The sequence below is a fragment of the Pseudomonas sp. PDNC002 genome (genome assembly GCF_016919445.1).
GTDB lineage: Bacteria > Pseudomonadota > Gammaproteobacteria > Pseudomonadales > Pseudomonadaceae > Pseudomonas.
In genome coordinates this window covers 5,658,913-5,678,698 of the sequence record NZ_CP070356.1, presented here as the reverse complement: position 1 = coordinate 5,678,698, position 19,786 = coordinate 5,658,913, and the positions used below count along the sequence as shown (strand labels likewise).

Genomic DNA, 19,786 nt, shown 5'->3' with positions numbered 1-19,786 from the left:
GCCGCCTTGCAGGCTGTCGTGCGATGAATCCTTGGTATTCCCTCCCCGGGGCAAGGTTCGAGATACGCACGCTGCGGGGCGGCCTTCTTTTTGCTCCCGGTTCCATGTAGGAGCGGAGCTTCTCCGCGAAGTCCCGGCGTAGCCGGGAAAGCTGTTGAGCCCCCAATCATCGGCCTGGCGGCCGGATCGCGGATGAGATCCGCTCCTACAAGGGAGCCTAGTGCGAGCCGCGTGCGCTGAGGAAGGTCGCGAAGATGATCAGCGCGCCGCCTGCCAGCATCCGCACACTCGGTTCCTCGCCGAACAGCACGGCGGCGAAGGCGATCCCGTAGACCGGTTCCAGGGCGAAGATCACCGCCGCCGTGCGCGCCTTGATCAGCCGCAGGCTGGCGACGAACAGGCTGTGGGCGACACCGGTACAGAGCACGCCCAGCGCCACCAGCCACAACCAGTCCAGGCCGCGGATCGAGGGCAGCTTGAAGAGCACCAGCGGCAGCAGGCAGGCGATGATCGTCAGGTTCTGGCACAGCGCCGCCTGGATCGGATCGATGCCGCGCACGCTGACCCGGTTGGCCAGCGACAGCAGGGCGAACAGCAGTCCGGAAAGAGTGCCCCAGAGCAGGCCGGCGGTGGCGCCGTCGCGCAGGTCCAGGGTCGGCGTGACCATCACCAGGCCGATGCACACCAGCGCTACCACCAGGTATTCGCCCTTGCGGATGCGTTCGCGGAACAACAGTCCTTCCAGCAACACGGTGAAGGCCGGGAAGCTGGCGAAGCCGAGGGTGGCGACCGCCACGTTGCCGACTTTCACTGCGAGGAAGAACGTCAGCCAGTGGGTGCACAGCAGTACGCCGCCGCCCACCAGCATGGCCGCCTGTTTCAGCGTGGGGCGCTGCTGCTGGCGTAGATGCCCGGCAAACACCGCGGCCAGCGATAGCGAGCCGAACAGCGCACGGCCAAAGACGATGATCAGGGGGCCGGCGAGGATGAGTTTGCCGAAGATGCCGGACAGCCCGAACATCAGGGCACCGATGTGCAGGCCGATCAGGGCGCCGCGGGGCGTGAGCTGGGTAATGCGATTCATGCCTGAGCCCCCGTCGATTGCGGTGACGGGGCCTTGTCGGGAATGGGGAGGAGCCGGGCCGGCCGGCGCGTGGTGAAACGGCGATCAGGCCAGCCGCGCGCCATTGGGCAGCGCTTTGTCGAAACCGGCCAGCACCACCTTGTCGTCGCTGTCATAGGCGCCGGTGACCAGCACCTCCGAGCGCACGCCGGCGATGGATTTGGGTTCGAAGTTGCACACACAGAGCACCTGGCGGCCGATCAGCTCGTTGGCTTCATAGTGCGCGGTGATCTGGGCGCTGGAGGTCTTGATCCCCAGCGGGCCGAGGTCGACCTGGAGGATGTAGGCGGGCTTGCGTGCCTTTACGTTGGGTTCGGCCTGGACGATGGTGCCCACGCGCAGTTCGACGCGCTCGAAATCCCGCCACTCGATGGTGTCTGCCGACATTGCTGTTCTCTTCTATCAGCCAGTTCGATGGCCGGCAGTCTAGGCCTTGGGCACGCGGCTGTCTGTCGCGCGGCTAGCGGGAATTGTCGCGCGCCTCCTGGCGCAGCTGGCGCGCCGTGGTGCCGAACTGGCGCACCAGGGCAGCGGTGAAGGCGCTCTGCGAGGCGTAGCCAACCTGCGCGGCGATCTCGCCGACCGACTGGTGCGAGCCGCGCAGCAGGTCGCGGCCCAATTGCAGGCGGCGCTGGCGTACGTAATCCATGGGCGTCTGCCCGGTCTCGGCGAGGAAGCGGGCATGGAAGCGCGCGGCGGAAAGCCCGGCGAGCCGCGCGAGATCAGCCACCTGCAGCGGATGCGCGGCGTGTCGATCGATATAGCTGTCGAGGCTGGCCAGCGGCAGTTGCGCCGGTTCCTCCACGCGTTGCTGGCCGGCGGCGAGGCTGGCAAGCAAGAGGATCGCACCCTGGCGCGCGAGCACCGGGTCGTGCAGCGAGCTGCCGGCCAGCCAGTGCACCAACTGCGCCTGGTCGTTGTTGAGCAGGCGCTGGCCGGGTGTTTCCAGCAGGCGGCGGCCGGCATCGCTGTGCAGGCCGAGGCTGCCGAGCAAGTCGTCCTCATCTTCCAGGTCCACCACCAGGCAGCGACTGCCATCGGGGCTGGCGCAGGCGTGATGGGCCTCGCGCGGTACCACCGCAAAGGTCTGCCGGGTCACCAGGCTGCCGCGCCCGCCGACCTCGAAGTCCAGGCTGCCGGACAGGCCCAGCACCAACTGAGCGTGGCTGTGGCTGTGGGCGAGGTGGTCGTGGCTGTAGGTGCGCAGAGAGAGGATCTGGCTCATGTCGAACTCCGGTGGCAGGTCGCCAGTCTAGCGCGGCGTTGGCTGTAACGGGACTGTCGCCAGTCGGTCATGTGGACTTCACCGGCAACGCCGAAGATCGGACAAACCCCTCTGGAGGTCGCCGACGATGAGCAGCGCGCAACGCATGACGCCGACGAAGAAACAACGGGTACGGACCCTGTGGATATCCGACGTCCACCTCGGTACCCGCGATTGCCAGGCCGAGCATCTGGCCGGCTTCCTCAAGCGCTACCACGCCGACCGCATCTACCTGGTGGGCGACATCATCGATGGCTGGAAGCTGCGTGGCGGCATCTACTGGCCGCAGGCGCACACCAACGTGATCCGCCGCCTGCTGACCATGAGCAAGCGCGGCACCGAGGTGATCTACGTCACCGGCAACCATGACGAATTCCTGCGCCGCTATTCCTCGCTGCTGCTGGGCAACATCCGCCTGGTGGACGAGATCGTCCACACCACCGCCGACGGCCGCCAGTTGCTGGTGATCCACGGCGACCAGTTCGACGTCATCACGCGCTACCACAAGTGGCTGGCCTTCCTCGGCGACTCCGCCTACGAGTTCACCCTGACGCTGAACCGCTGGCTGAATCACTGGCGCCGTCGCTACGGCTATGGCTACTGGTCGCTGTCGGCGTACCTCAAGCACAAGGTGAAGACGGCGGTGAACTTCATCAGCGACTTCGAGGAGGCCATCGCCCACGAGGTGCATAAGCGAGGCCTCAACGGCGTGGTCTGTGGGCACATCCACCACGCGGAGATCCGCCGGATCGGCGAGGTGGAGTACCTCAACTGCGGCGACTGGGTGGAGTCCTGCTCGGCGCTGATCGAGCACTGGGACGGCAGCATCCAGCTCTATCGACTGGCCGAGGAGCAGGCGCGGATTGCCGAGCCCGCGGCGGTCGAGTCGGCGGCATGAGGCTGCTGATCGTCACCGATGCCTGGCTGCCGCAGGTCAACGGCGTGGTCACCAGCCTCAGGGCGCTGGTGGCCGAACTGGAAGCGATGGGGCATGCGGTTGGCCTGATCACCCCACAGGATTTCCGCCACGTCCCTTGCCCGAGTTACCCGGAAATACCGCTGGCGTGGGATCTCTGGACCGTCGGCGAGAAGATCGGCGAGTTCGCCCCGGATTGCGTCCATCTCGCCACCGAAGGCCCGCTGGGCTGGGCCGCCCGGCGCTGGCTGGTGCGACGGGGGATGAAGTTCAGCAGCGCCATCCACACCCGCTTTCCCGAATACGTTCATACCCGTTGGCCCTGGTTGCCGTTGGGCTGGGGCTATGCCTTCCTGCGCCGTTTCCATGCGCCCAGCGAGGCCGTGCTGGTCAGCAGCGAGCGCATGCGCGGTACGTTCGCTTCGCATGGCTTTGCCAATCTGGCGCTGTGGCGCAAGGGTGTGGATATCCAGCGCTTCCAGCCGAGAGAAGGCGTGCCGACAGGCGAGCCGGTGTTTCTCTATGTGGGCCGGCTGGCGCGGGAAAAGAACCTGGAGGCCTTCCTCGATCTCGATCTGCCGGGGTGCAAGCGCGTGGTTGGCGACGGCCCGCAGCGCGCGGTGCTGGAGGCGACTTATCCACAGGTCGAATTCCTCGGCTATCGCCATGGCGAGGAATTGGTCGAGGCCTATCGCAGCGCCAGTGTGCTGGTCTTCCCGTCGCTAACCGACACCCTTGGCCTGGTCATGTACGAAGCCCTGGCGTGCGGCACGCCGGTTGCCGCGTTCCCGGTCAGCGGACCGCTGGATGTGCTGGAAGAGGGCGTCACCGGAGCAATGGACACGGACCTGCTCAGCGCTTGCCTACGGGCGCTGTCACTCGATCGCCAGGTCTGCGCGCAATGGGCATGCGGGCAGACCTGGCGTATGTCCGCGCAGGAGTTCCTGTCGCTTCAAGTGCGCGCGAGGGCATTGCCGCTCAACGAAGAACCCGCGTACGTCGACGGCTGATCAGAACAGCTGGCGGTCGTGGTCCAGGCTTTGGTCCACCAGCCACTTACCGTGGGCGATGGAGGCGTGCTGGGCCTTTTCCAGGTCCGACATGAAGGCGTATTCCACCGGCAGCGTCTTGCGTCGGGTGGTGTGCCCGTCCGGGCTGGTGATATGGCAGCCGGCGGCCCAGGGAGTGGGCAAGCCGGGGTGTTCGACGACATCGGCGGTGATGGTGTACTTGCGGTACTCGCATTGCATCAGGCTCATGGGGCGTCCTCCTGGCTGTGCGCCAACAGCCCCGGAAACGAGCGGTTGGCGGGCGGAACGGTGCCAGCGCCGAGCGCCGGCAAGCCTTGCTAACCCCAAAAATAGATCACCCGGCCGCTCTTCCGGATGGATACCGACGAACGCGAATGTCACAATCGCCAGGGTTTTCCCGCTGGAATCTTCCCAACGCCCGCGCGCCGCGCCAGACTGTCGGCCATGCCTATCCAGACCCTTTCCCGCCTTGCCGAAGTGGATGCCCGTCAGTGGGACGCCCTGCTGCCGGATGACCAGCCGTTCCTGCGCCATGCCTTTCTCTCCGCGCTGGAAGAAAGTGGCAGCGTCGGCGGTCGCACGGGGTGGAAACCGTCCCATCGTGTGCTGCTGGGCGACGATGGCCGCCTGCTTGCCGCGGCACCAGCTTATCTGAAAAGCCATTCCTACGGTGAATACGTGTTCGACTGGGGCTGGGCGGATGCCTGCCTGCGCGCCGGCATTCCCTATTACCCCAAGTTGCTGGTGGGCATTCCCTTCACGCCGGTCGGCGGTGCCCGCCTGCTGGGCGCACCGGAAGCGGCGTTGAGCCTGGTTGGCGCGTTGGCGGGCGAGGTGGATGAAGGGCATTGCTCCGGCGTGCACGTGAATTTCACCGATCCGGCGGCGGACACGCTGTTGGCGGGTGCAGACGGCTGGCTGGAGCGCCTGGGTTGCCAGTACCACTGGAGCAATCGCGGTTACCGCGACTTCCAGGACTTCCTCGATGCGCTCAGCTCGCGCAAGCGCAAGCAGATCCGCAAGGAGCGCGAGCAGGTCGCCGGGCTGGGACTGGACTTCATCTGGATGGAAGGGCGCGAGCTTTCGGAAGCGCACTGGGACTTCGTCTACGCCTGCTACAGCAGCACCTACGAGGTGCGCGGGCAGGCGCCGTACCTGCGCCGGGCGTTCTTCAGCCTGATCGGCGAGCGTATGCCGGAGGCGATCCGCGTGGTCTTCGCTCACCAGAATGGCCGGCCCGTGGCCATGGCTTTCAGTCTGCTCGGCGGCGATACGCTGTACGGCCGCTACTGGGGTTGCCTGGCGGAGTTCGACCGTCTGCATTTCGAGACCTGCTTCTACCAGGGGCTGGACTTCGCCATTGGCCATGGCCTGCAGCGCTTCGACGCCGGTGCGCAGGGCGAGCACAAGCTGATTCGTGGCTTCGAGCCGGTGATCACGCGCTCCTGGCATCGCCTGGGGCACCCAGGGCTGCGCGATGCAGTGGAGGAATTCCTGGTGGGGGAGCGGGCGGGCATCCTGGCCTACGCCGAAGAGGCCCGTGCTGCGCTGCCCTATCGCCAGGACCGCTCTTCGTAGGAGCGGATCTTATCCGCGATCCGCCGCAGGGCGCCTTCTCCGGCACGTGCTGGGCGATGCTTGCTTAGGGCATGCGCTTGGCTTCGGAGTGCTCGTGCGACGAGGGGGGATTTCGCGGACAAGGTCCGCTCCTACAGGTTGAGGCTGAGCGCTTTTGTAGGAGCGGATCTTATCCGCGATTCGCCGCAGGGCGCCTTCTCCTGCACGTGCTGGACGATTCTTGCCTGATTGGCTTCGGAGTGCTCGTGCGACGACGGAGGATTTCGCGGACAAGGTCCGCTCCTACAGGTTGAGGCTGAGCACTTTCGTAGGAGCGGATCTTATCCGCGATTCGCCGGCAAGGCCGGCGCCCAGCCCGTTCGAGCGGAAGCCTACTCAGGCTTGGCCTCGCCCTTGCCCGGCAGCATCCGCACCAGTGTGTTGTCGCGGCTGATGTAGTGGTGGAACAGCGCAGCCAGGGCGTGGATACCGATCAGCCAATAACCGAGCACGGCGATGGTCTCGTGCCAGTACTTCACCTGCTTGGCCAGGTCCGGGTTCTTGTCCACCAGGTGCGGCAGCTCCATGCCCCAGAACGGCACCGGTTTGTCAGCAGCGCTGAGGATGATCCAGCCGGCCAGCGGCAGACCGATCATCATGCCGTACAGTGCCAGGTGCGCGAGCTTGGCCAGGATCATTTGCCAGGCCGGCGGGGCCGGAACGATCGGCGGGGTGGGGTAGATGAAGCGGCCGATCAGGCGTAGCCAGACCAGCACGAAGACACTCAGGCCGAGCATGAAGTGCCATTGGGAGAACAGCGCGCGGGTGTCGCTGCCTTTGGGGAAGTTGGTGCGATATTCCATGCAGAAGTACACGGCGGCGATCAGCACCAGCATGATCCAGTGCATGGCAATGGACAGGCTGCCGTAGCGGGACGGGGTCTTGGACAGGCTCATGACGGTTCCTTGTTTGGCTCAGGTATCGTGGCGCCCCGTTCTGGCGACGGGGCTGCCAGTCTGAGCATAGAGCCTTAAACCTGCCCGAAACACCGTGAAGGCAAATTGAAAGGGCCGCAATGTGCGGCCCTTTTGATGTCGGTCAGCCTTCGTCGTCGGCTGACTGGCGCGAGCGGATGGCGTTTACCAGGCGCTTGGCGAGTGCCGGGTAGTCTTCGTCGAAGTGGTGGCCGCCGGGAAGCTGCAGGTTCTCGCCCACCGCCTGGGGCTGGGTGCAGCCGCTTTCGTCCTTTTCTTCGATGCCATACACGCAGAACACCTTGGGTGCCGGCAGGCGGGCCATTTCCGGGCCGGTGGACGCTTCCTGGCCGGCCTTGCCGAGCCAGCCCTGCACCTCAATCTCGAAGCTGCCGCTGCGGGCGAAGGCCAGCAGGATCACCGAGCTGACGTCCTTCTTGGCGTCCGCCGGCAGGCGGTTGTAGATCGCCGGCAGTACATCGGCGCCGAAGGAATAGCCGGCCAGCACGAAGTGCTTGGCACCCCACTTTTCGCGGTAGTGCTGCATCAGCACGGCGAGGTCGGCGGCGCTCTGTTCCGGGGTCTTGTGCTCCCAGAAGTAGCGCAGGGCGTCGACGCCCACTACCGGGTAGCCCAACTCGGCCATCTGCGCCGCGACGTCGCGGTCCAGATCGCGCCAGCCGCCATCGCCGGAATAGAACAGGGTGACGGTTTCCGAGGGCTTGGCGGCCGGGACTTCGACCACCGGCACGTTGTCGCCGCCGCCCTGCAACTGCTGGCGCAACTGGTCGGCGAGAACCTTGGGCAGCGGGGTGTCGTAGTCGCTGATCACTGTTTCGGCGTTCTGCAGGCCACGGGCGAAACGTGCGCTGGCGTCGTCCGGGTTGTCGTTCCAGGCGGCCAGCCAATGGCCGTGGGCGGCAGTCTGCGGCAGCGGAGTGGCGGCGCAGTCGGGTTTCTCCAGGGAGAAGCCGACCGACAGCGCCTTGGCCTTGTCGTCGCTCTGTCCGGCAAGCCAGCGGAAGGCGTAGGCGCCACCTGCGCCGATACCGGCGACCATGTTCGGTTGGCCGTCGAGCAGCTCGCCGGCGGCCTTCAGGCGCGACTGCTGGAGTGCGCAGTCTTTTTCCGGGAAGACGAACTGCACGACGCGGGCGCCGCTGTCATGGGCCAGGGCCAGCAGTTGGCCGTCGTCGAGCTTCTGATCGGCTTCGACGGCGAGCAGTACGCGAGCGTTCGGCTGCTTGCCGGGAATCGCCAGGCTGACGGCGCTGCCGTCGGGCAGTTGGCGGTGTTCGAGCTTGGCCTCGGGGGCCGGGCGGCTCCACAACAGGAGGCCGACGGCAATGACGATCAACACGAGGAGGGCGAGCAGGTGCCGCCAGCGACGTTTCAACATATCAGCGTTTCACCAATCCACTCAGGCCGCCTGCGATGAGGGCGGCCGTATCGGCCAGGGCCACCAGCGGATCCAGTCCGGCGGGCACGGCCAGGTAACGGGGTTCCCAATCGGGCTGGAACTTGTCCTTGAAGCGACGCAGCCCCTGGAAATTGTAGAACTGCTCGCCCCGGCGGAACACCAGTGCGCCAAGGCGCTGGGTCAACGGAGCGCCACGGCGCGGCTGCAGGCCGGCCAGCGGCACCATGCCGAGGCTGAAGCGGGTGTGCCCGCTTTCCTTGTAATGCAGGATAAGGCCGAGCATGAGGAACTCCATGGTCAGCTTCGGGGCGTCGGGCGCCACGCGCATCAGGTCGATGCTCGCGAGTTCCTTGCTGGCGGTTTCCAGCAGGTTGGCGAAGGCCACGGCGCGGCCCTGGAAGCGGACCACGACGACGCGGAAATAGCGCAGGTATTCGGGGGTGAAACGCCCCAGCGAGAAGCCTTTCTCGCGTACATTCTTGCCGCCCAGCCAGGCGTCGGAGATGGCGCGCAGCTCGTCCATCGGCGCCTGCCCGGCGTCGTGGAACTCCAGGCTCAGGCCGTCGCGCTGGCCACGGTTCCAGGTGTAGCGCAGGTCCTTCATCTCCTTGCCCTTGCTCTCCAGGTCGAAGCGGCGCAGGTCGACCCGCGCCTCCTCGCCGAGCTTGAGCGCGGTCAGGCCGATGTCCATGTACAGCGGCAGGTTCTCCGCGCGCACCTGGTAGAACACCGGGCGCGCATGGTGCAGGTCGCAGAGGTCGCGGAACTGCCAGATCAGTTCCGCGCGGGCCTGGGGCGGGCCGATCGGATCGAACAGCGCCACCAGGCTGCGACCGCGGCGGGCGTACATCAGGAAGGCGTCGTTGCCTTCGTGGAACAGCAGTGCCTTGTCGCCCGAGAGGGCCAGACCGCCGTCGGGCTGCTCGGAGCCGGAGAGGATGCCGGCCGCGGTGTCCAGTTCTTCCCGGGTCGGTTCGTGGATGACCGGCGGCTCGGTGCGCAGCAACCAGTACAGCGCGAGGGCCGCCAGCAGCAGGCAACTGCCCAGCGCCGCACGCAAGCCCCGCGGGGCGTCGGCGTCCAGGGCGAACTGCCACCAGAGTTCCTGGCTGTAGGGCACGTCCTGGTAGGCGAACAGCAGGAGCCAGATCGAGGCGGCGATGACGCAGGCGGACGCGCCCAGGTAGAGCGGCGAGAAGGGCAGGTCCATCAGCCGGCTGCGGCGGTAGAACGCGCTGCGGAAAATCGTCAGCAGGCTAGCGGTGAAGCTGAGGATCAGCGCTTCTTCCCAGTCGAAGCCCTTGAGCAGGGAGAGCACCGCGCCGGCGATCAGCAAGCAGAGGGTCAGCGCCCAGGCGGCGGAGAGGCGGCGGCGCAGGCCGTGGGCAAGCAGCAGGCAGAGCACACCGATCAGGCTGGCAGCGAGGTGCGAGGCATCGATCAGGCGGTGCGGAACCAGGAAGCCCACTTCGTCCAGACGGGTGTCGATGGACGGCGTGGCGCCGGAGAACAGCAGGACGACGCCGGAGATGAACACCAGCAGCGAGAGTATCTGTGCAGCGAAACCGGAGGCCACGCGCACCGCCTGCTTGGCCACCAGGATGCGCCGGGCTTCGAGGAACAGCAGCAACAGGCAGGCGACGATCAGCGGCAGTACGACGTAGATCAACCGATACAACAGCAGCGCGGCCGCCAGTGGCGCGGCGCCAAGCTGGTTGGCGAAGGCCGCCAGCAGTACCGCTTCGAACACCCCGACGCCGCCCGGTACGTGGCTCAGCACGCCGGCGGCCAGGGCGATCAGGTAAACCAGCAGGAAGGCGCCGAACGGCGGAGCTTCGGGCAGCAGCAGGTAGAGCACGGTGGCGGCGGCGGCCACGTCGAGCGCGGTGATCAGCAGTTGTAGCAGCGACAGGCGCAGACCCGGCAGGCGCAGGGTGCGGCGGCCAACGCGGACCAGATGGCTGTCCGGTGACGGTTGCTCGGGCAAACGACGGCGCTCGATGCCCACGACCAGCAGGATGCAGAACGCGATGATGGCCAGGGCCAGCACCGTTACCAGCCATTCCGGCAGGTGCAGGGCGAGGGAGGCATCGGACAGGTCGCTCAGCGCGGCGAGGGCGGCCAGTATCGGCAGCGCGCAACCCAGGGACAGGCTGGCGAAGAGGGTCATCAGCGCGACGTCGCCGGCGCCCAGCCCTACGCGGGCATAGAGTCGGTAGCGCACGGAGCCGCCGGAGAGCATCGACAGGCCCACGGCATTGCCGATGGCGAAGGCGGAGAAGCCGCCCGTGAGCAGTGCCGGCGTGGGCAGCTTCACCCCGGCGAAGCGGCTGGCGGACCATTCGTAGCCGAGCAGGACGATAAAGCCCGCCACGGTCGCGGCGACGGCGCCGAACAGGGAGGTATTTGGCACGTCGAGCAGGGCGTCGTGCAGGGAATAGGCGTCGATATCGCGCAGCAGGTGATAGCAGGCGATCAGCGCCAGGCTGAACAGCACCAGGGTGACGCCGAGGCCGAGTGCCTGACGGTTGGCGTTGACCCAGGTAAGCCAGGTCGCTCGCGATGGAACATCTTCGGTGGCAGGGGTATCAGGTGTGGCGGGGTTGGCGCTCATCGGGCACCTCAATCGATTTAGCGCGACAGAGTAGGGGCACTGACGCGAATTCCCAAGTCCCCGGAAGAGTATTTTCCTGATCCGTGAGACGCCACCCGTGGGTGATCAATTTTTCCGGCACAACAAAAAAAGCCACTCCTAAGAGTGGCTTTCTTCTTGATGTCTGGTTGCGGGAGCAGGATTTGAACCTACGACCTTCGGGTTATGAGCCCGACGAGCTACCAGACTGCTCCATCCCGCGGCGGCAATTCTACGGAAATGAAGCGAGGTGTCAAACGATATTTTCGTTTTCGATCAAAGATTTAAATCGCGCGCAAACGAAAAAGGCCACTCCGAAGAGTGGCCTTTTCCTTGTGTCTGGTTGCGGGAGCAGGATTTGAACCTACGACCTTCGGGTTATGAGCCCGACGAGCTACCAGACTGCTCCATCCCGCGCCGGCCATTCTACGGAAATGAAAGCCTCTGTCAATCGATATTTGTTCTGCGATCAATAATTTAAATGATGCGCAAACGAAAAAGGCCACTCCGAAGAGTGGCCTTTTTCTTGTGTCTGGTTGCGGGAGCAGGATTTGAACCTACGACCTTCGGGTTATGAGCCCGACGAGCTACCAGACTGCTCCATCCCGCGACAGCCATTCTACGCCGGTGGGGCGGCGTGTCAACGGAAAAAGGGAAAAAGTGATTTTTTATCAGATATTTAGCGTAGCCATGGGGTTCTCCCGTGGGCGGCCCTCCGGCTGCCCGGGGCTATTCGAGTGGCGCCATGCCATCCAGGCCTGCCTGCGCTCGCAGCCAGTCGCAGGGAGATGCCTCGGGGGGGGGGAGGTCTGCGGAATGGCAGGATTTTGCTTTACCATGGCCGGGTTTTCCGTTGCCTTTCCGGGCGACCTCCGATGGTGATGCAGGCGCTTTCTCCGTGACTCGGCAACGAAAGATCATCCACATCGATTGCGACTGCTTCTATGCCGCTATCGAAATGCGCGACGACCCGAGTCTGGCGGGCAAGCCGTTGGCCGTGGGCGGTTCGCCGGACAAGCGTGGAGTCGTCGCCACGTGCAACTACGAGGCGCGCGCCTACGGGCTGCACTCCGCGATGGCGATGCGCACGGCGGTGAAGCTGTGCCCGGACCTGACCATCGTTCGCCCGCGCATGGACGTCTACCGCGAGACCTCTCGGGATATCCACGCAATCTTCCGCGACTACACCGACCAGATCGAGCCGCTGTCCCTGGACGAGGCCTACCTGGACGTCAGCGACAGCGAGCGCTGCGGCGGCAGCGCCACGCGCATCGCCCAGGAAATCCGCAAGCGTGTCTGGGAAAACCTGCACATCACGGTGTCCGCCGGGGTGGCGCCGAACAAGTTCATTGCCAAGATCGCCAGCGACTGGCGCAAGCCCAACGGTCTGTTCGTGGTGACGCCGGACGAGGTGGACGGCTTCGTCGCCGAGTTGCCGGTGAAGAAGCTGCACGGCGTCGGCAAGGTCACGGCGGAGAAGCTGGCGCGCCTGGGCATCCGCACCTGCGCGGACCTGCGCGACTGGTCGCGCATTCAACTGGCCAAGGAATTCGGCAGTTTCGGTGAGCGCCTCTGGGGTTTGTCGCGGGGTATCGACGAGCGCCCGGTGCAGGTGGACAGTCGGCGCCAGTCGATCAGCGTGGAAAACACCTTCGACCAGGACCTGCCGGACCTGGCCGCCTGCCAGGAAGAGCTGCCGTCACTGCTGGGCGAGCTGGAACGGCGCATGACGCGCCTGGACGCCAGCTACCGTCCGGGCAAGCCCTTCATCAAACTGAAGTTCCACGATTTCACCCAGACCACCCTGGAGCAGGCGGGCGCCGCGCGGGACCTGGAAAGCTACCGGTTGCTGCTGGGGCAGGCTTTCCAGCGTGGCAACAAGGCCGTACGCCTGATCGGCGTGGGCGTGCGCCTCGTCGATCTGCGCGGGGCGCACGAGCAGCTCAGCCTGTTCTAGGCCTCAGCCCTCGGGCCACATGCGCATGGCACGTCCGCTCGCCGGCCAGAAACGCAGTTCACCTTCGTCGTTGATGTCCCAGCGCTGGATTTGCCCGAGCATCTTCAGGAAGCGTTGCTCCTGCTCCATCAGCGCTTGCGCGCAGAGCTTGCGGGTGGCGCCGGGCTGGCCGAAGGTCAGCTTGTCGTCAACCAGCGTGTAGCTGGCGAACCAGTGGTTGCAGCCGGCACTGCCGTAAGCGCGGCCCTTGCCGTCCAGGGTGAGGGTGATGTGGCTGTAGTCGATCAGCGGGCGTTCGCCGATCCATTCCACGCGGTAGGTCTGCTCGGCTTCAGGAACCGGCTTGCTGGCGCAACCGGCCAGGGCCAGCGCGGCGCAGGCGCTGGCGATCAGGGCTTTCATGCAGTCTCCTTGCTCTGACAATCCGGACACAGGTGACGGTTGTCGACCCGCGCCCATCCGAGTTCGGCGATGCGTTTCTCGGCGGCCGGCTGCAAGGCAGCCTTGCCGAGGGTGGCATCGACGGCGAATTCGAAGTCCAGTGTAGCCGCGCAACCGTCGCAGTTGACCTTCCACTCGTGGATACCCAGTTCACGGAATACCGGCCCCTTCGCCACGGCCATCCACTGTCCCGGCGGATTGATCAGGTGGCGGACCTTTTCCACTTCCAGGGTCATGCTCAGGCTTTTGCTGCCCTTGAGGCTGACCAGCAGGGTGTCGCCGGCCTTGATCGAGCCGCCGACGCCGGTGACCTGGTAGCGGCCCGGAGTCAGTGCGCGGCATTCGTTCAGGGTGAATTGTGGGTTGAGCAGGGTATAGCGGAAATCGTGCTGGGCCATGGGTCCTCCGGGAAAGCGCGGCATTCTAGGCGGCGTGGGGCCGGGATGCGAGCGGCAACCGATCAGCCATCGACCAGGTTGACCGGCTTTCCGGCCTGCCAGGCGGCGATGTTGTCCAGGGTGGTGTCGGCGATCCCGGCCAGTGCTTCGCGGGTGAGGAAGGCCTGGTGCGCCGTGATGATCACGTTGGGGAATGTCAGCAGGCGCGCCAGTACGTCGTCTTGCAGCGGTTGGTCGGAGCGGTCGGCGAAGAAGATGTCGGCCTCCTCCTCGTAGACGTCCAGGCCCAGGTAGCCGAGCTGTCCACTCTTGAGCGCCTCGATGAGCGCCGGGGTGTCCACCAGGGCGCCGCGGCCGGTGTTGATGAGCATCGCGCCGCGCTTCATGCGCGCCAGGCTGGAGGCGTTGATCAGGTGGCGGGTGGCATCGTTGAGCGGGCAGTGCAGGCTGAGGATGTCGGACTCGGCGAGCAGTTGATCCAGCCCGACGAAGCTTCCGCCCAGCGTCTCGATGGCGTGGTTGGGGTAGGGGTCGTAGGCCAGGATGCGGCAGCCGAAGCCCGCCATGATGCGGGCGAAGACCTCGCCGATCTGCCCGCTGCCGATCACGCCGACGGTGCGCCCGTGCAGGTCGAAGCCGGTCAGGCCGTGGAGCGAGAAGTCGCCTTCGCGGGTGCGGTTATAGGCGCGGTGAAGGTGTCGGCAGAGCGCCAGGACCAGTCCTACAGCATGTTCGGCCACGGCGTGGGGCGAATAGGCCGGAACGCGCACGACGGCCAGACCCAGTGCCCGCGCCGCGGCGAGGTCGACGTGGTTGTAGCCCGCCGAACGCAGGGCAACCAGACGCGTTCCGCCTGCGGCGAGGTGTTCCAGCACCGGGCGGGACAGGTCGTCGTTGACGAAGGCGCAGACCACCTCGAACCCCATCGCCAGGGCGACGGTGTCCTGGCGCAGTTGCGTCTGCTGGAAGTGCAGTTCGAAGCCGTGGCGGTGGTTGGCGGCGAGGAAGCTGTCGCGGTCGTAGGTCTGGTTGCTGAACAGGATGATGCGCATCGGGGCTCCCGTTTTCAGTGCGTGGTGTCCGCGGCGCCCTCGGCGCGACCTTCCGTGGCCTTGGCCAGTTCGGCCATGGCCTTGTCCAGTTCGTCCAGCGCGGCGGGGACATCCGGATCGTTCTGCTTGAGCAGCGTTTCGGCGCGCTGGCAGGCGGCGCGCAGCATCGGCACGCCGCAGTAGCGGGTGGCGCCATGCAGGCGGTGGATGCGCTCCAGCAGGGTGTTGCGGTCGTTGCGCTCGCGGGCCTGGCGAATCACCTGGCGATCGGCGGACAGGGAAGCCAGCAGCATGCCCAGCATGTCGGCGGCCAGCTCGGACTTGCCGGCGGCCAGGCGCAGGCCTTCCTCGGGGTCGAGCACGCTGAGGCTGTTCAGCGCCGGGCCCGCTATCCGCGGCCGGTCGTCACGCGGCTCGCCCAGGGCAAGGCCGGTCCATTTGAGAATCACCTGGACGAGTTGGCGCTCGTCGATGGGTTTGGTCAGGTAGTCGTCCATGCCGCCCTGCAGCAGCGCGCGTTTCTCGTTGGCCAGCGCGTGGGCGGTGAGGGCGATGATCGGTACCGGGCTGACCTCGCGATCGCCTTCCCAGTGGCGGATCGCCTCGGTGGCCTGGCGGCCATCCATGCCGGGCATCTGCACGTCCATGAATACCAGGTCGAAGCGCTCGCGCTGCACGGCATCGACGGCGGCCTGCCCACCGTCCACGGCAACCACGTCGGCGCCCAGGTCGCTCAGCAGGGTTTTCACCAGCAGCAGGTTGGCTGGATTGTCGTCCACGCAGAGCAGGCGCGGCGTGCGTTCCAGCTTGCCATTGACGGTCTTTTCCTTGCGCAGCGGGCGAAGGTGCAGCAGCTCGTTCATCGCCTGCTGCAATTTGCGCGTGCAGGCCGGCTTGCTCTGCACCTGGGCGTCGGGCAGCACGTCGTTGTAGTGCGCCTGCTCGATGGTCGGGCAGAGCACCAGGCTCTTGCAGCCATGCTGCTCGAACTCGCGGATGGACTGGCGCAGCGCTTCCGGCGGATGCTCGGCGGCGGTCACGCCGAGCAGCGCCAGGGTGATCGGCACCTCGCCTTTCGGGTCGGCGAGCAGGGCCTTCTCCAGCGCGGCGAGGTCGCTGAACTCGGAAACGTCCAGGCCGCAGTCTTCCAGTTGGTGATGCAGGGCGGTGCGGGTCAGTTCGTGGGGTTCATAGAGCGCCACGCGCAGGCCGCCGGCGAGGGCGGGCGGCAGGTCGTCGCCGTCGTCGCGGGCTTTGGGCAGATTGAGGCTGATCCAGAATTCCGAACCATCGCCGGCGCTGCTTTCCACGCCGATCTCACCGCCCATCTGTTCGATCAGGCGCTTGGATATCACCAGCCCCAGGCCGGTGCCGCCGGCCTGGCGCGAGAGCGAGTTGTCGGCCTGGCTGAAGGCCTGGAAGAGGGCGCGCAGGTCGGCATCGGTGAGGCCGACGCCGGTGTCCTGCACGCTGATGCGCAGCTGCGCGCGGTCGTCGCTCTCGTCTTCGAGCATGGCGCGTACGGCGATGCTGCCGTCGTGAGTGAACTTGATGGCGTTGCTCACCAGGTTGGTCAGCACCTGCTTCAGGCGCTGCGGGTCACCCACCAGCTGCAGCGGGGTATCGCGGTAGATCAGGCTGACCAGCTCCAGGTGCTTCTCGTGGGCGGCGGGGGCGAGGATGGTCAGGGTGTCCTGGATCAGCTCGCGCAGGTTGAAGGGGATGTTCTCCAGTACCAGCTTGCCGGCCTCGATCTTCGAGAAGTCGAGGATCTCGTTGATGATGCCCAGCAGGCTCTCGGCGGACTTGTGGATGGTGCCCAGGTAATCCTGCTGACGCGAGGTCATCTCGCTCTTCTGCAACAGGTTGGTGAAGCCGATGATGCCGTTGAGCGGGGTACGGATCTCGTGGCTCATGTTGGCGAGGAACTCGGACTTGATCCGGCTCGCCTCCAGGGCCTCCTTGCGTGCCAGGTCCAGCTCGATGTTCTGGATCTCGATGGTCTCCAGGTTCTGCCGCACGTCCTCGGTGGCCTGGTCGATGTTGTGCTGCATCTCTTCCTGGGCGCTCTGCAGCGCCTCGGCCATGCGGTTGATACCGCCAGCCAGTTCATCCAGCTCATGGCTGCCGAGGGCGGGGAGGCGGGTTTCCAGGCGGCCTTCCTTGAGCTGGGCGACGCCTTGGGCGATCTGTCCCAGCGGCGCGTTGATCGCGCGGCTCATGCGCAGGGCGAGGAGGGCGGTGACGGCCAGGCCCGCCCCAATAAGCAGCAGGCTGGTGAACAGGCTGCGGTAGCCGCGCAGCAGGGTGCCGTGGTGCGAGAGTTCCAGCTCGACCCAGCCGAGCAGCTTCTCGGCGTCTTCGTCGGGGTCCCCGGAGAGGCTGCGGTGCTTGCCCAGCACCGGCAGTAGGAAGTGGGTGGTGTCCAGGCTGCTCGCCATGCTGAGGTGCGAGCCGTCGCCCGAGGGCATCGGGGTGAGGATGCTGGGGCCGGCGTGGACCAGTTTTTCTCGATCCGGATTGAGGAAGGTCACGGCGCGCACGTCGGGCTGGTCCAGCGCTTCGTTGGCGATGCGCTCCAGCAGCTCGTTGTTGTGATTGGCCATGGCCGGAGCGGACAGCGGCGCCAGCTGTTCGGCGATCAGTTGCCCGCGCTCGATCAGCTGGGCGTGCATGTCCGACAGCTGCACCCAGGTGAAATAGCCGCCCAGCACCAGCGCCAGCAGGCTGGTGGGCAGCAGGGTGAGCAGCAGTACCCGTCCCTTGATGCCGAGATCCTTGAACACGCGCTTCCTCCGATGCGTTTATCCCCGGCAGTGTAGCGGCTAAGGGTCGCTGCGGGAGCCTCGAACTTGCCGGGAATGTGCGAGATCGGGAATACTTCACGCAATTGCTAATCACTCTTATTTAATATGAATGCCATTGCTTCCCCGGGCGTGCGCCTGCTGACCATCGAGGACGACCCGACCCTGGGCGCCCACCTGTCTTCCCACCTGAGCGAGCGCGGCTTCGAGGTCACCTGGTGCCAGGATGGCGACGAAGGCCTGGCCCAGGCGCGCGGCGGCGACTACGACCTCGTGCTGATGGACATCATGCTGCCCGGCACCGGCGGCCTGGATATCCTCCGCACCCTGCGCCGCGAGCGCGCGGTGCCGGTGATCCTGATGTCCGCGCTGGGTGCCGAGCAGGACCGTATCGCCGGATTCTCCCAGGGCGCCGACGACTACTTGCCCAAGCCCTTCAGCCTCGCCGAGCTGAGCGTCCGCGTCGACGCGGTGCTGCGCCGGGTGGCCCTGGAGCGCGGCAGCCAGTCGTTGGGCAGTCCTGTCGCGGCGGGGCTGCAGCTGGATGAGCAGCGCAGCGACGTGGGCCTCGACGGGCAATGGGCCGGTTTGACGGGCACCGAGTACCGCCTGCTGGAAACCTTCCTCGGCAGCCAGGGCGAGACGCTGAGCAAACCCTTCCTTTATCAGCATGTGCTGCACCGCGCCTTCACCGCCCACGACCGCAGCCTGGACATGCACGTCAGCCACCTGCGCCGAAAGCTCCAGGCCATCGGCTATCTGCGCCACCAACTGCACACCGTCTGGGGCAAGGGTTACGTGTTCGCCGAGGCGGAGGACTGACGATGCCCGGCCGCCACTCGCTGTTCTGGAAGCTCGCGGTTGCCCTGGTCGCCCTCTGCCTGTCGGTGATCTGGCTGTCCTGGAACTGGGGCAAGCAGATGGAGCGTGACAGCTACAACCTCTCCGACGAAGCGCGCCAGGTGCTCGGCGGTTATGCCCGCGAGGCGCAGCAGGCCTGGCGCACCGATGGTGCGGCGGGCGTCGACGAGTGGCTCAAGCGAATGAAGCAGCGCGAGCCGATATGGATGGTCGTGGTCGATGGCCGCCTGCAATCATTGGCCTCGCAGCCGCTGGCGATGGACGAGGTGGCGCACCTGACCTTCCAGCGAGGGCTGGACTGGCCGGTGAGTTCACGCTCGGTGAACCTGCCGTTCATTGGCATCCCGTTCCCTGACGAGCCCACCGCCGGCCGCCTCGTATTGCAGCTGCCGCAGCGCTTCCTGCCTGGCGGCTTCACGTTCCTGCGTCAATCCATCAGCCACGCGCTGGTGCCGGCGATCCTCGCGCTGCTGCTCTGTGGCCTGATCTATCGGCACCTGGTGCGGCCACTGGGGCGACTGCGTGAGCACGCCAACGCCTTGCAGGCAGACAACCTGGGCTCGGTGGCTGGTCCGGAATTCAGCTTCCGCCGTGATGAGCTGGGAGAATTGGGGCGCGCGCTCGATCACATGGCTGAGCGCCTGCGCGGCCACGTCGGACTGCAGCGCCAGTTGCTGCGCGATCTTTCCCACGAGCTGCGCACGCCGCTCAGCCGCCTGCGCGTGGCGGGCGACAGTCCGATCAGCGAGGCGGCGTTGCGCCAGCGTGTCGAGCGCGAGGTCGAGGTCATGCAACGGCTTGTCGCCGACACCCTGGAGCTGGCCTGGCTGGACACCGAGCGGCCGCACCCGGCGCTGGAGGAAATCGACCTGCGCTCGCTCTGGGATCTGCTGGTGGACGACGCTCGTTTCGAGTCCGGCTGGGATGCCGAGCGCTTCCTTTATCAGGTGCCGGCGGACTGCCGGGTGCGAGGCCATCTCAACGGCCTGGCCCAGGCGCTGGAAAACCTGTTGCGCAACGCCATCCGCCACTCACCCGCGCAGGGGCGCATCCGTCTGAGCGGTCGCCGCGAACACGGCGGCTGGCATCTGTGGCTGGAGGATGACGGGCCGGGCGTTCCCACGGCGGACCTGGAGCGCATCTTCCTGCCGTTCACGCGGTTGTCCGATGCGCGCACCGGCGAAGGATTCGGCCTGGGCCTGAGCATTGCGCGCAGCTCGGTGCGCCTGCAGGGCGGCGAGCTGTGGGCGGATCGCGCCGATGCCGGTCTGCGCGTGCACCTGCGGTTGCCGGCAGCGGCGGCCGCCTGAGTCGCGTCTGACAGCGCCATTCCCCACGTCTTTCTCCAGGCAAACA

Annotated in this window: 17 protein-coding genes and 3 tRNA genes; 6 read left to right on the top strand and 14 right to left on the bottom strand. The window is 66.2% G+C overall.

What is annotated here, in order from left to right; translation table 11 throughout:
- Positions 1-217: 217 nt before the first annotated feature.
- From JVX91_RS25575 to JVX91_RS25565, 3 genes are all read right to left on the bottom strand, one after another.
- Positions 218-1,084, bottom strand: coding sequence for a DMT family transporter (locus tag JVX91_RS25575; protein WP_205336855.1), 867 nt, complete (start codon positions 1,082-1,084; stop codon positions 218-220).
- Positions 1,085-1,168: 84 nt separating this feature from the next.
- Entirely contained in the window at positions 1,169-1,510 is a 342-nt protein-coding gene (locus tag JVX91_RS25570; RefSeq protein ID WP_205336854.1) for a tRNA-binding protein, read from the bottom strand.
- Positions 1,511-1,583: 73 nt separating this feature from the next.
- Positions 1,584-2,348, bottom strand: a complete 765-nt coding sequence (locus JVX91_RS25565; protein ID WP_205336853.1) for an AraC family transcriptional regulator — start codon at positions 2,346-2,348, stop codon at positions 1,584-1,586.
- Positions 2,349-2,475: 127 nt separating this feature from the next.
- Between JVX91_RS25565 and JVX91_RS25560 the strand changes: the two genes are divergently transcribed.
- Positions 2,476-3,285 (top strand): UDP-2,3-diacylglucosamine diphosphatase, encoded by an 810-nt coding sequence (locus JVX91_RS25560; RefSeq protein ID WP_205336852.1) that lies wholly within the window; start codon positions 2,476-2,478, stop codon positions 3,283-3,285.
- Positions 3,282-4,313, top strand: coding sequence for a glycosyltransferase family 1 protein (locus JVX91_RS25555; protein WP_205336851.1), 1,032 nt, complete (start codon positions 3,282-3,284; stop codon positions 4,311-4,313). Before JVX91_RS25560 ends, JVX91_RS25555 begins: the two co-directional genes overlap by 4 nt.
- Here JVX91_RS25555 and JVX91_RS25550 read toward each other — a convergent pair whose 3' ends face one another.
- Positions 4,314-4,562: a hypothetical protein gene (locus JVX91_RS25550; RefSeq protein ID WP_205336850.1), complete on the bottom strand. Its 249-nt coding sequence runs from the start codon at positions 4,560-4,562 to the stop codon at positions 4,314-4,316.
- A 216-nt stretch (positions 4,563-4,778) separates the two neighbouring features.
- On the opposite strand from JVX91_RS25550, the gene JVX91_RS25545 reads away from it, so the two are divergent.
- On the top strand, positions 4,779-5,912 hold the full coding sequence (locus JVX91_RS25545) for a GNAT family N-acetyltransferase (RefSeq protein ID WP_205336849.1): 1,134 nt from the start codon (positions 4,779-4,781) through the stop codon (positions 5,910-5,912).
- A gap of 371 nt (positions 5,913-6,283) precedes the next feature.
- Here JVX91_RS25545 and JVX91_RS25540 read toward each other — a convergent pair whose 3' ends face one another.
- From JVX91_RS25540 to JVX91_RS25515, 6 genes are all read right to left on the bottom strand, one after another.
- Positions 6,284-6,847 carry a cytochrome b gene (locus tag JVX91_RS25540; RefSeq protein WP_205336848.1) on the bottom strand — a complete coding sequence of 188 codons (564 nt, stop codon included), beginning with the start codon at positions 6,845-6,847 and terminating at the stop codon, positions 6,284-6,286.
- Positions 6,848-6,989: 142 nt separating this feature from the next.
- Positions 6,990-8,264, bottom strand: coding sequence for a virulence factor family protein (locus tag JVX91_RS25535; RefSeq protein ID WP_205336847.1), 1,275 nt, complete (start codon positions 8,262-8,264; stop codon positions 6,990-6,992).
- A gap of 1 nt (position 8,265) precedes the next feature.
- On the bottom strand, positions 8,266-10,899 hold the full coding sequence (mprF, locus tag JVX91_RS25530) for a bifunctional lysylphosphatidylglycerol flippase/synthetase MprF (RefSeq protein WP_205336846.1): 2,634 nt from the start codon (positions 10,897-10,899) through the stop codon (positions 8,266-8,268).
- Positions 10,900-11,063: 164 nt separating this feature from the next.
- Positions 11,064-11,140 (bottom strand) — tRNA-Met (locus JVX91_RS25525).
- 117 nt (positions 11,141-11,257) lie between these two features.
- A tRNA-Met gene (locus JVX91_RS25520) sits at positions 11,258-11,334 on the bottom strand.
- A 116-nt stretch (positions 11,335-11,450) separates the two neighbouring features.
- Positions 11,451-11,527: transfer RNA gene (locus JVX91_RS25515), tRNA-Met, on the bottom strand.
- Between the two features lie 288 nt (positions 11,528-11,815).
- On the opposite strand from JVX91_RS25515, the gene dinB reads away from it, so the two are divergent.
- Positions 11,816-12,874 carry a DNA polymerase IV gene (gene dinB, locus JVX91_RS25510; RefSeq protein WP_205336845.1) on the top strand — a complete coding sequence of 353 codons (1,059 nt, stop codon included), beginning with the start codon at positions 11,816-11,818 and terminating at the stop codon, positions 12,872-12,874.
- A gap of 3 nt (positions 12,875-12,877) precedes the next feature.
- On the opposite strand, the gene JVX91_RS25505 is transcribed toward dinB, so the two are convergent.
- The 4 genes from JVX91_RS25505 to JVX91_RS25490 form a co-directional block, all read right to left on the bottom strand.
- Positions 12,878-13,276: an META domain-containing protein gene (locus tag JVX91_RS25505; protein WP_205336844.1), complete on the bottom strand. Its 399-nt coding sequence runs from the start codon at positions 13,274-13,276 to the stop codon at positions 12,878-12,880.
- Entirely contained in the window at positions 13,273-13,713 is a 441-nt protein-coding gene (locus JVX91_RS25500) for a hypothetical protein (RefSeq protein WP_205336843.1), read from the bottom strand. The genes JVX91_RS25505 and JVX91_RS25500 overlap by 4 nt, the downstream gene beginning before the upstream one ends.
- A 62-nt stretch (positions 13,714-13,775) precedes the next feature.
- Positions 13,776-14,765 (bottom strand): 2-hydroxyacid dehydrogenase, encoded by a 990-nt coding sequence (locus tag JVX91_RS25495; RefSeq protein ID WP_205336842.1) that lies wholly within the window; start codon positions 14,763-14,765, stop codon positions 13,776-13,778.
- Between the two features lie 14 nt (positions 14,766-14,779).
- Positions 14,780-17,551, bottom strand: a complete 2,772-nt coding sequence (locus JVX91_RS25490) for a response regulator (RefSeq protein ID WP_205336841.1) — start codon at positions 17,549-17,551, stop codon at positions 14,780-14,782.
- A gap of 126 nt (positions 17,552-17,677) precedes the next feature.
- Between JVX91_RS25490 and JVX91_RS25485 the strand changes: the two genes are divergently transcribed.
- On the top strand, positions 17,678-18,391 hold the full coding sequence (locus tag JVX91_RS25485) for a response regulator transcription factor (protein WP_205336840.1): 714 nt from the start codon (positions 17,678-17,680) through the stop codon (positions 18,389-18,391).
- Between the two features lie 2 nt (positions 18,392-18,393).
- Positions 18,394-19,740, top strand: a complete 1,347-nt coding sequence (locus JVX91_RS25480; protein ID WP_205336839.1) for a sensor histidine kinase — start codon at positions 18,394-18,396, stop codon at positions 19,738-19,740.
- The last annotated feature ends 46 nt before the right edge of the window (positions 19,741-19,786 follow it).

Coding starts and splice junctions, on each gene's coding strand:
- JVX91_RS25575 (WP_205336855.1), bottom strand. CDS start 1,084: ATGAATCGCATTACCCAGCTCACGCCCCGCGGCGCCCTGATCGGCCTG.
- JVX91_RS25570 (WP_205336854.1), bottom strand. CDS start 1,510: ATGTCGGCAGACACCATCGAGTGGCGGGATTTCGAGCGCGTCGAACTG.
- JVX91_RS25565 (WP_205336853.1), bottom strand. CDS start 2,348: ATGAGCCAGATCCTCTCTCTGCGCACCTACAGCCACGACCACCTCGCC.
- JVX91_RS25560 (WP_205336852.1), top strand. CDS start 2,476: ATGAGCAGCGCGCAACGCATGACGCCGACGAAGAAACAACGGGTACGG.
- JVX91_RS25555 (WP_205336851.1), top strand. CDS start 3,282: ATGAGGCTGCTGATCGTCACCGATGCCTGGCTGCCGCAGGTCAACGGC.
- JVX91_RS25550 (WP_205336850.1), bottom strand. CDS start 4,562: ATGAGCCTGATGCAATGCGAGTACCGCAAGTACACCATCACCGCCGAT.
- JVX91_RS25545 (WP_205336849.1), top strand. CDS start 4,779: ATGCCTATCCAGACCCTTTCCCGCCTTGCCGAAGTGGATGCCCGTCAG.
- JVX91_RS25540 (WP_205336848.1), bottom strand. CDS start 6,847: ATGAGCCTGTCCAAGACCCCGTCCCGCTACGGCAGCCTGTCCATTGCC.
- JVX91_RS25535 (WP_205336847.1), bottom strand. CDS start 8,264: ATGTTGAAACGTCGCTGGCGGCACCTGCTCGCCCTCCTCGTGTTGATC.
- mprF (WP_205336846.1), bottom strand. CDS start 10,899: ATGAGCGCCAACCCCGCCACACCTGATACCCCTGCCACCGAAGATGTT.
- JVX91_RS25505 (WP_205336844.1), bottom strand. CDS start 13,276: ATGAAAGCCCTGATCGCCAGCGCCTGCGCCGCGCTGGCCCTGGCCGGT.
- JVX91_RS25500 (WP_205336843.1), bottom strand. CDS start 13,713: ATGGCCCAGCACGATTTCCGCTATACCCTGCTCAACCCACAATTCACC.
- JVX91_RS25495 (WP_205336842.1), bottom strand. CDS start 14,765: ATGCGCATCATCCTGTTCAGCAACCAGACCTACGACCGCGACAGCTTC.
- JVX91_RS25485 (WP_205336840.1), top strand. CDS start 17,678: ATGAATGCCATTGCTTCCCCGGGCGTGCGCCTGCTGACCATCGAGGAC.
- JVX91_RS25480 (WP_205336839.1), top strand. CDS start 18,394: ATGCCCGGCCGCCACTCGCTGTTCTGGAAGCTCGCGGTTGCCCTGGTC.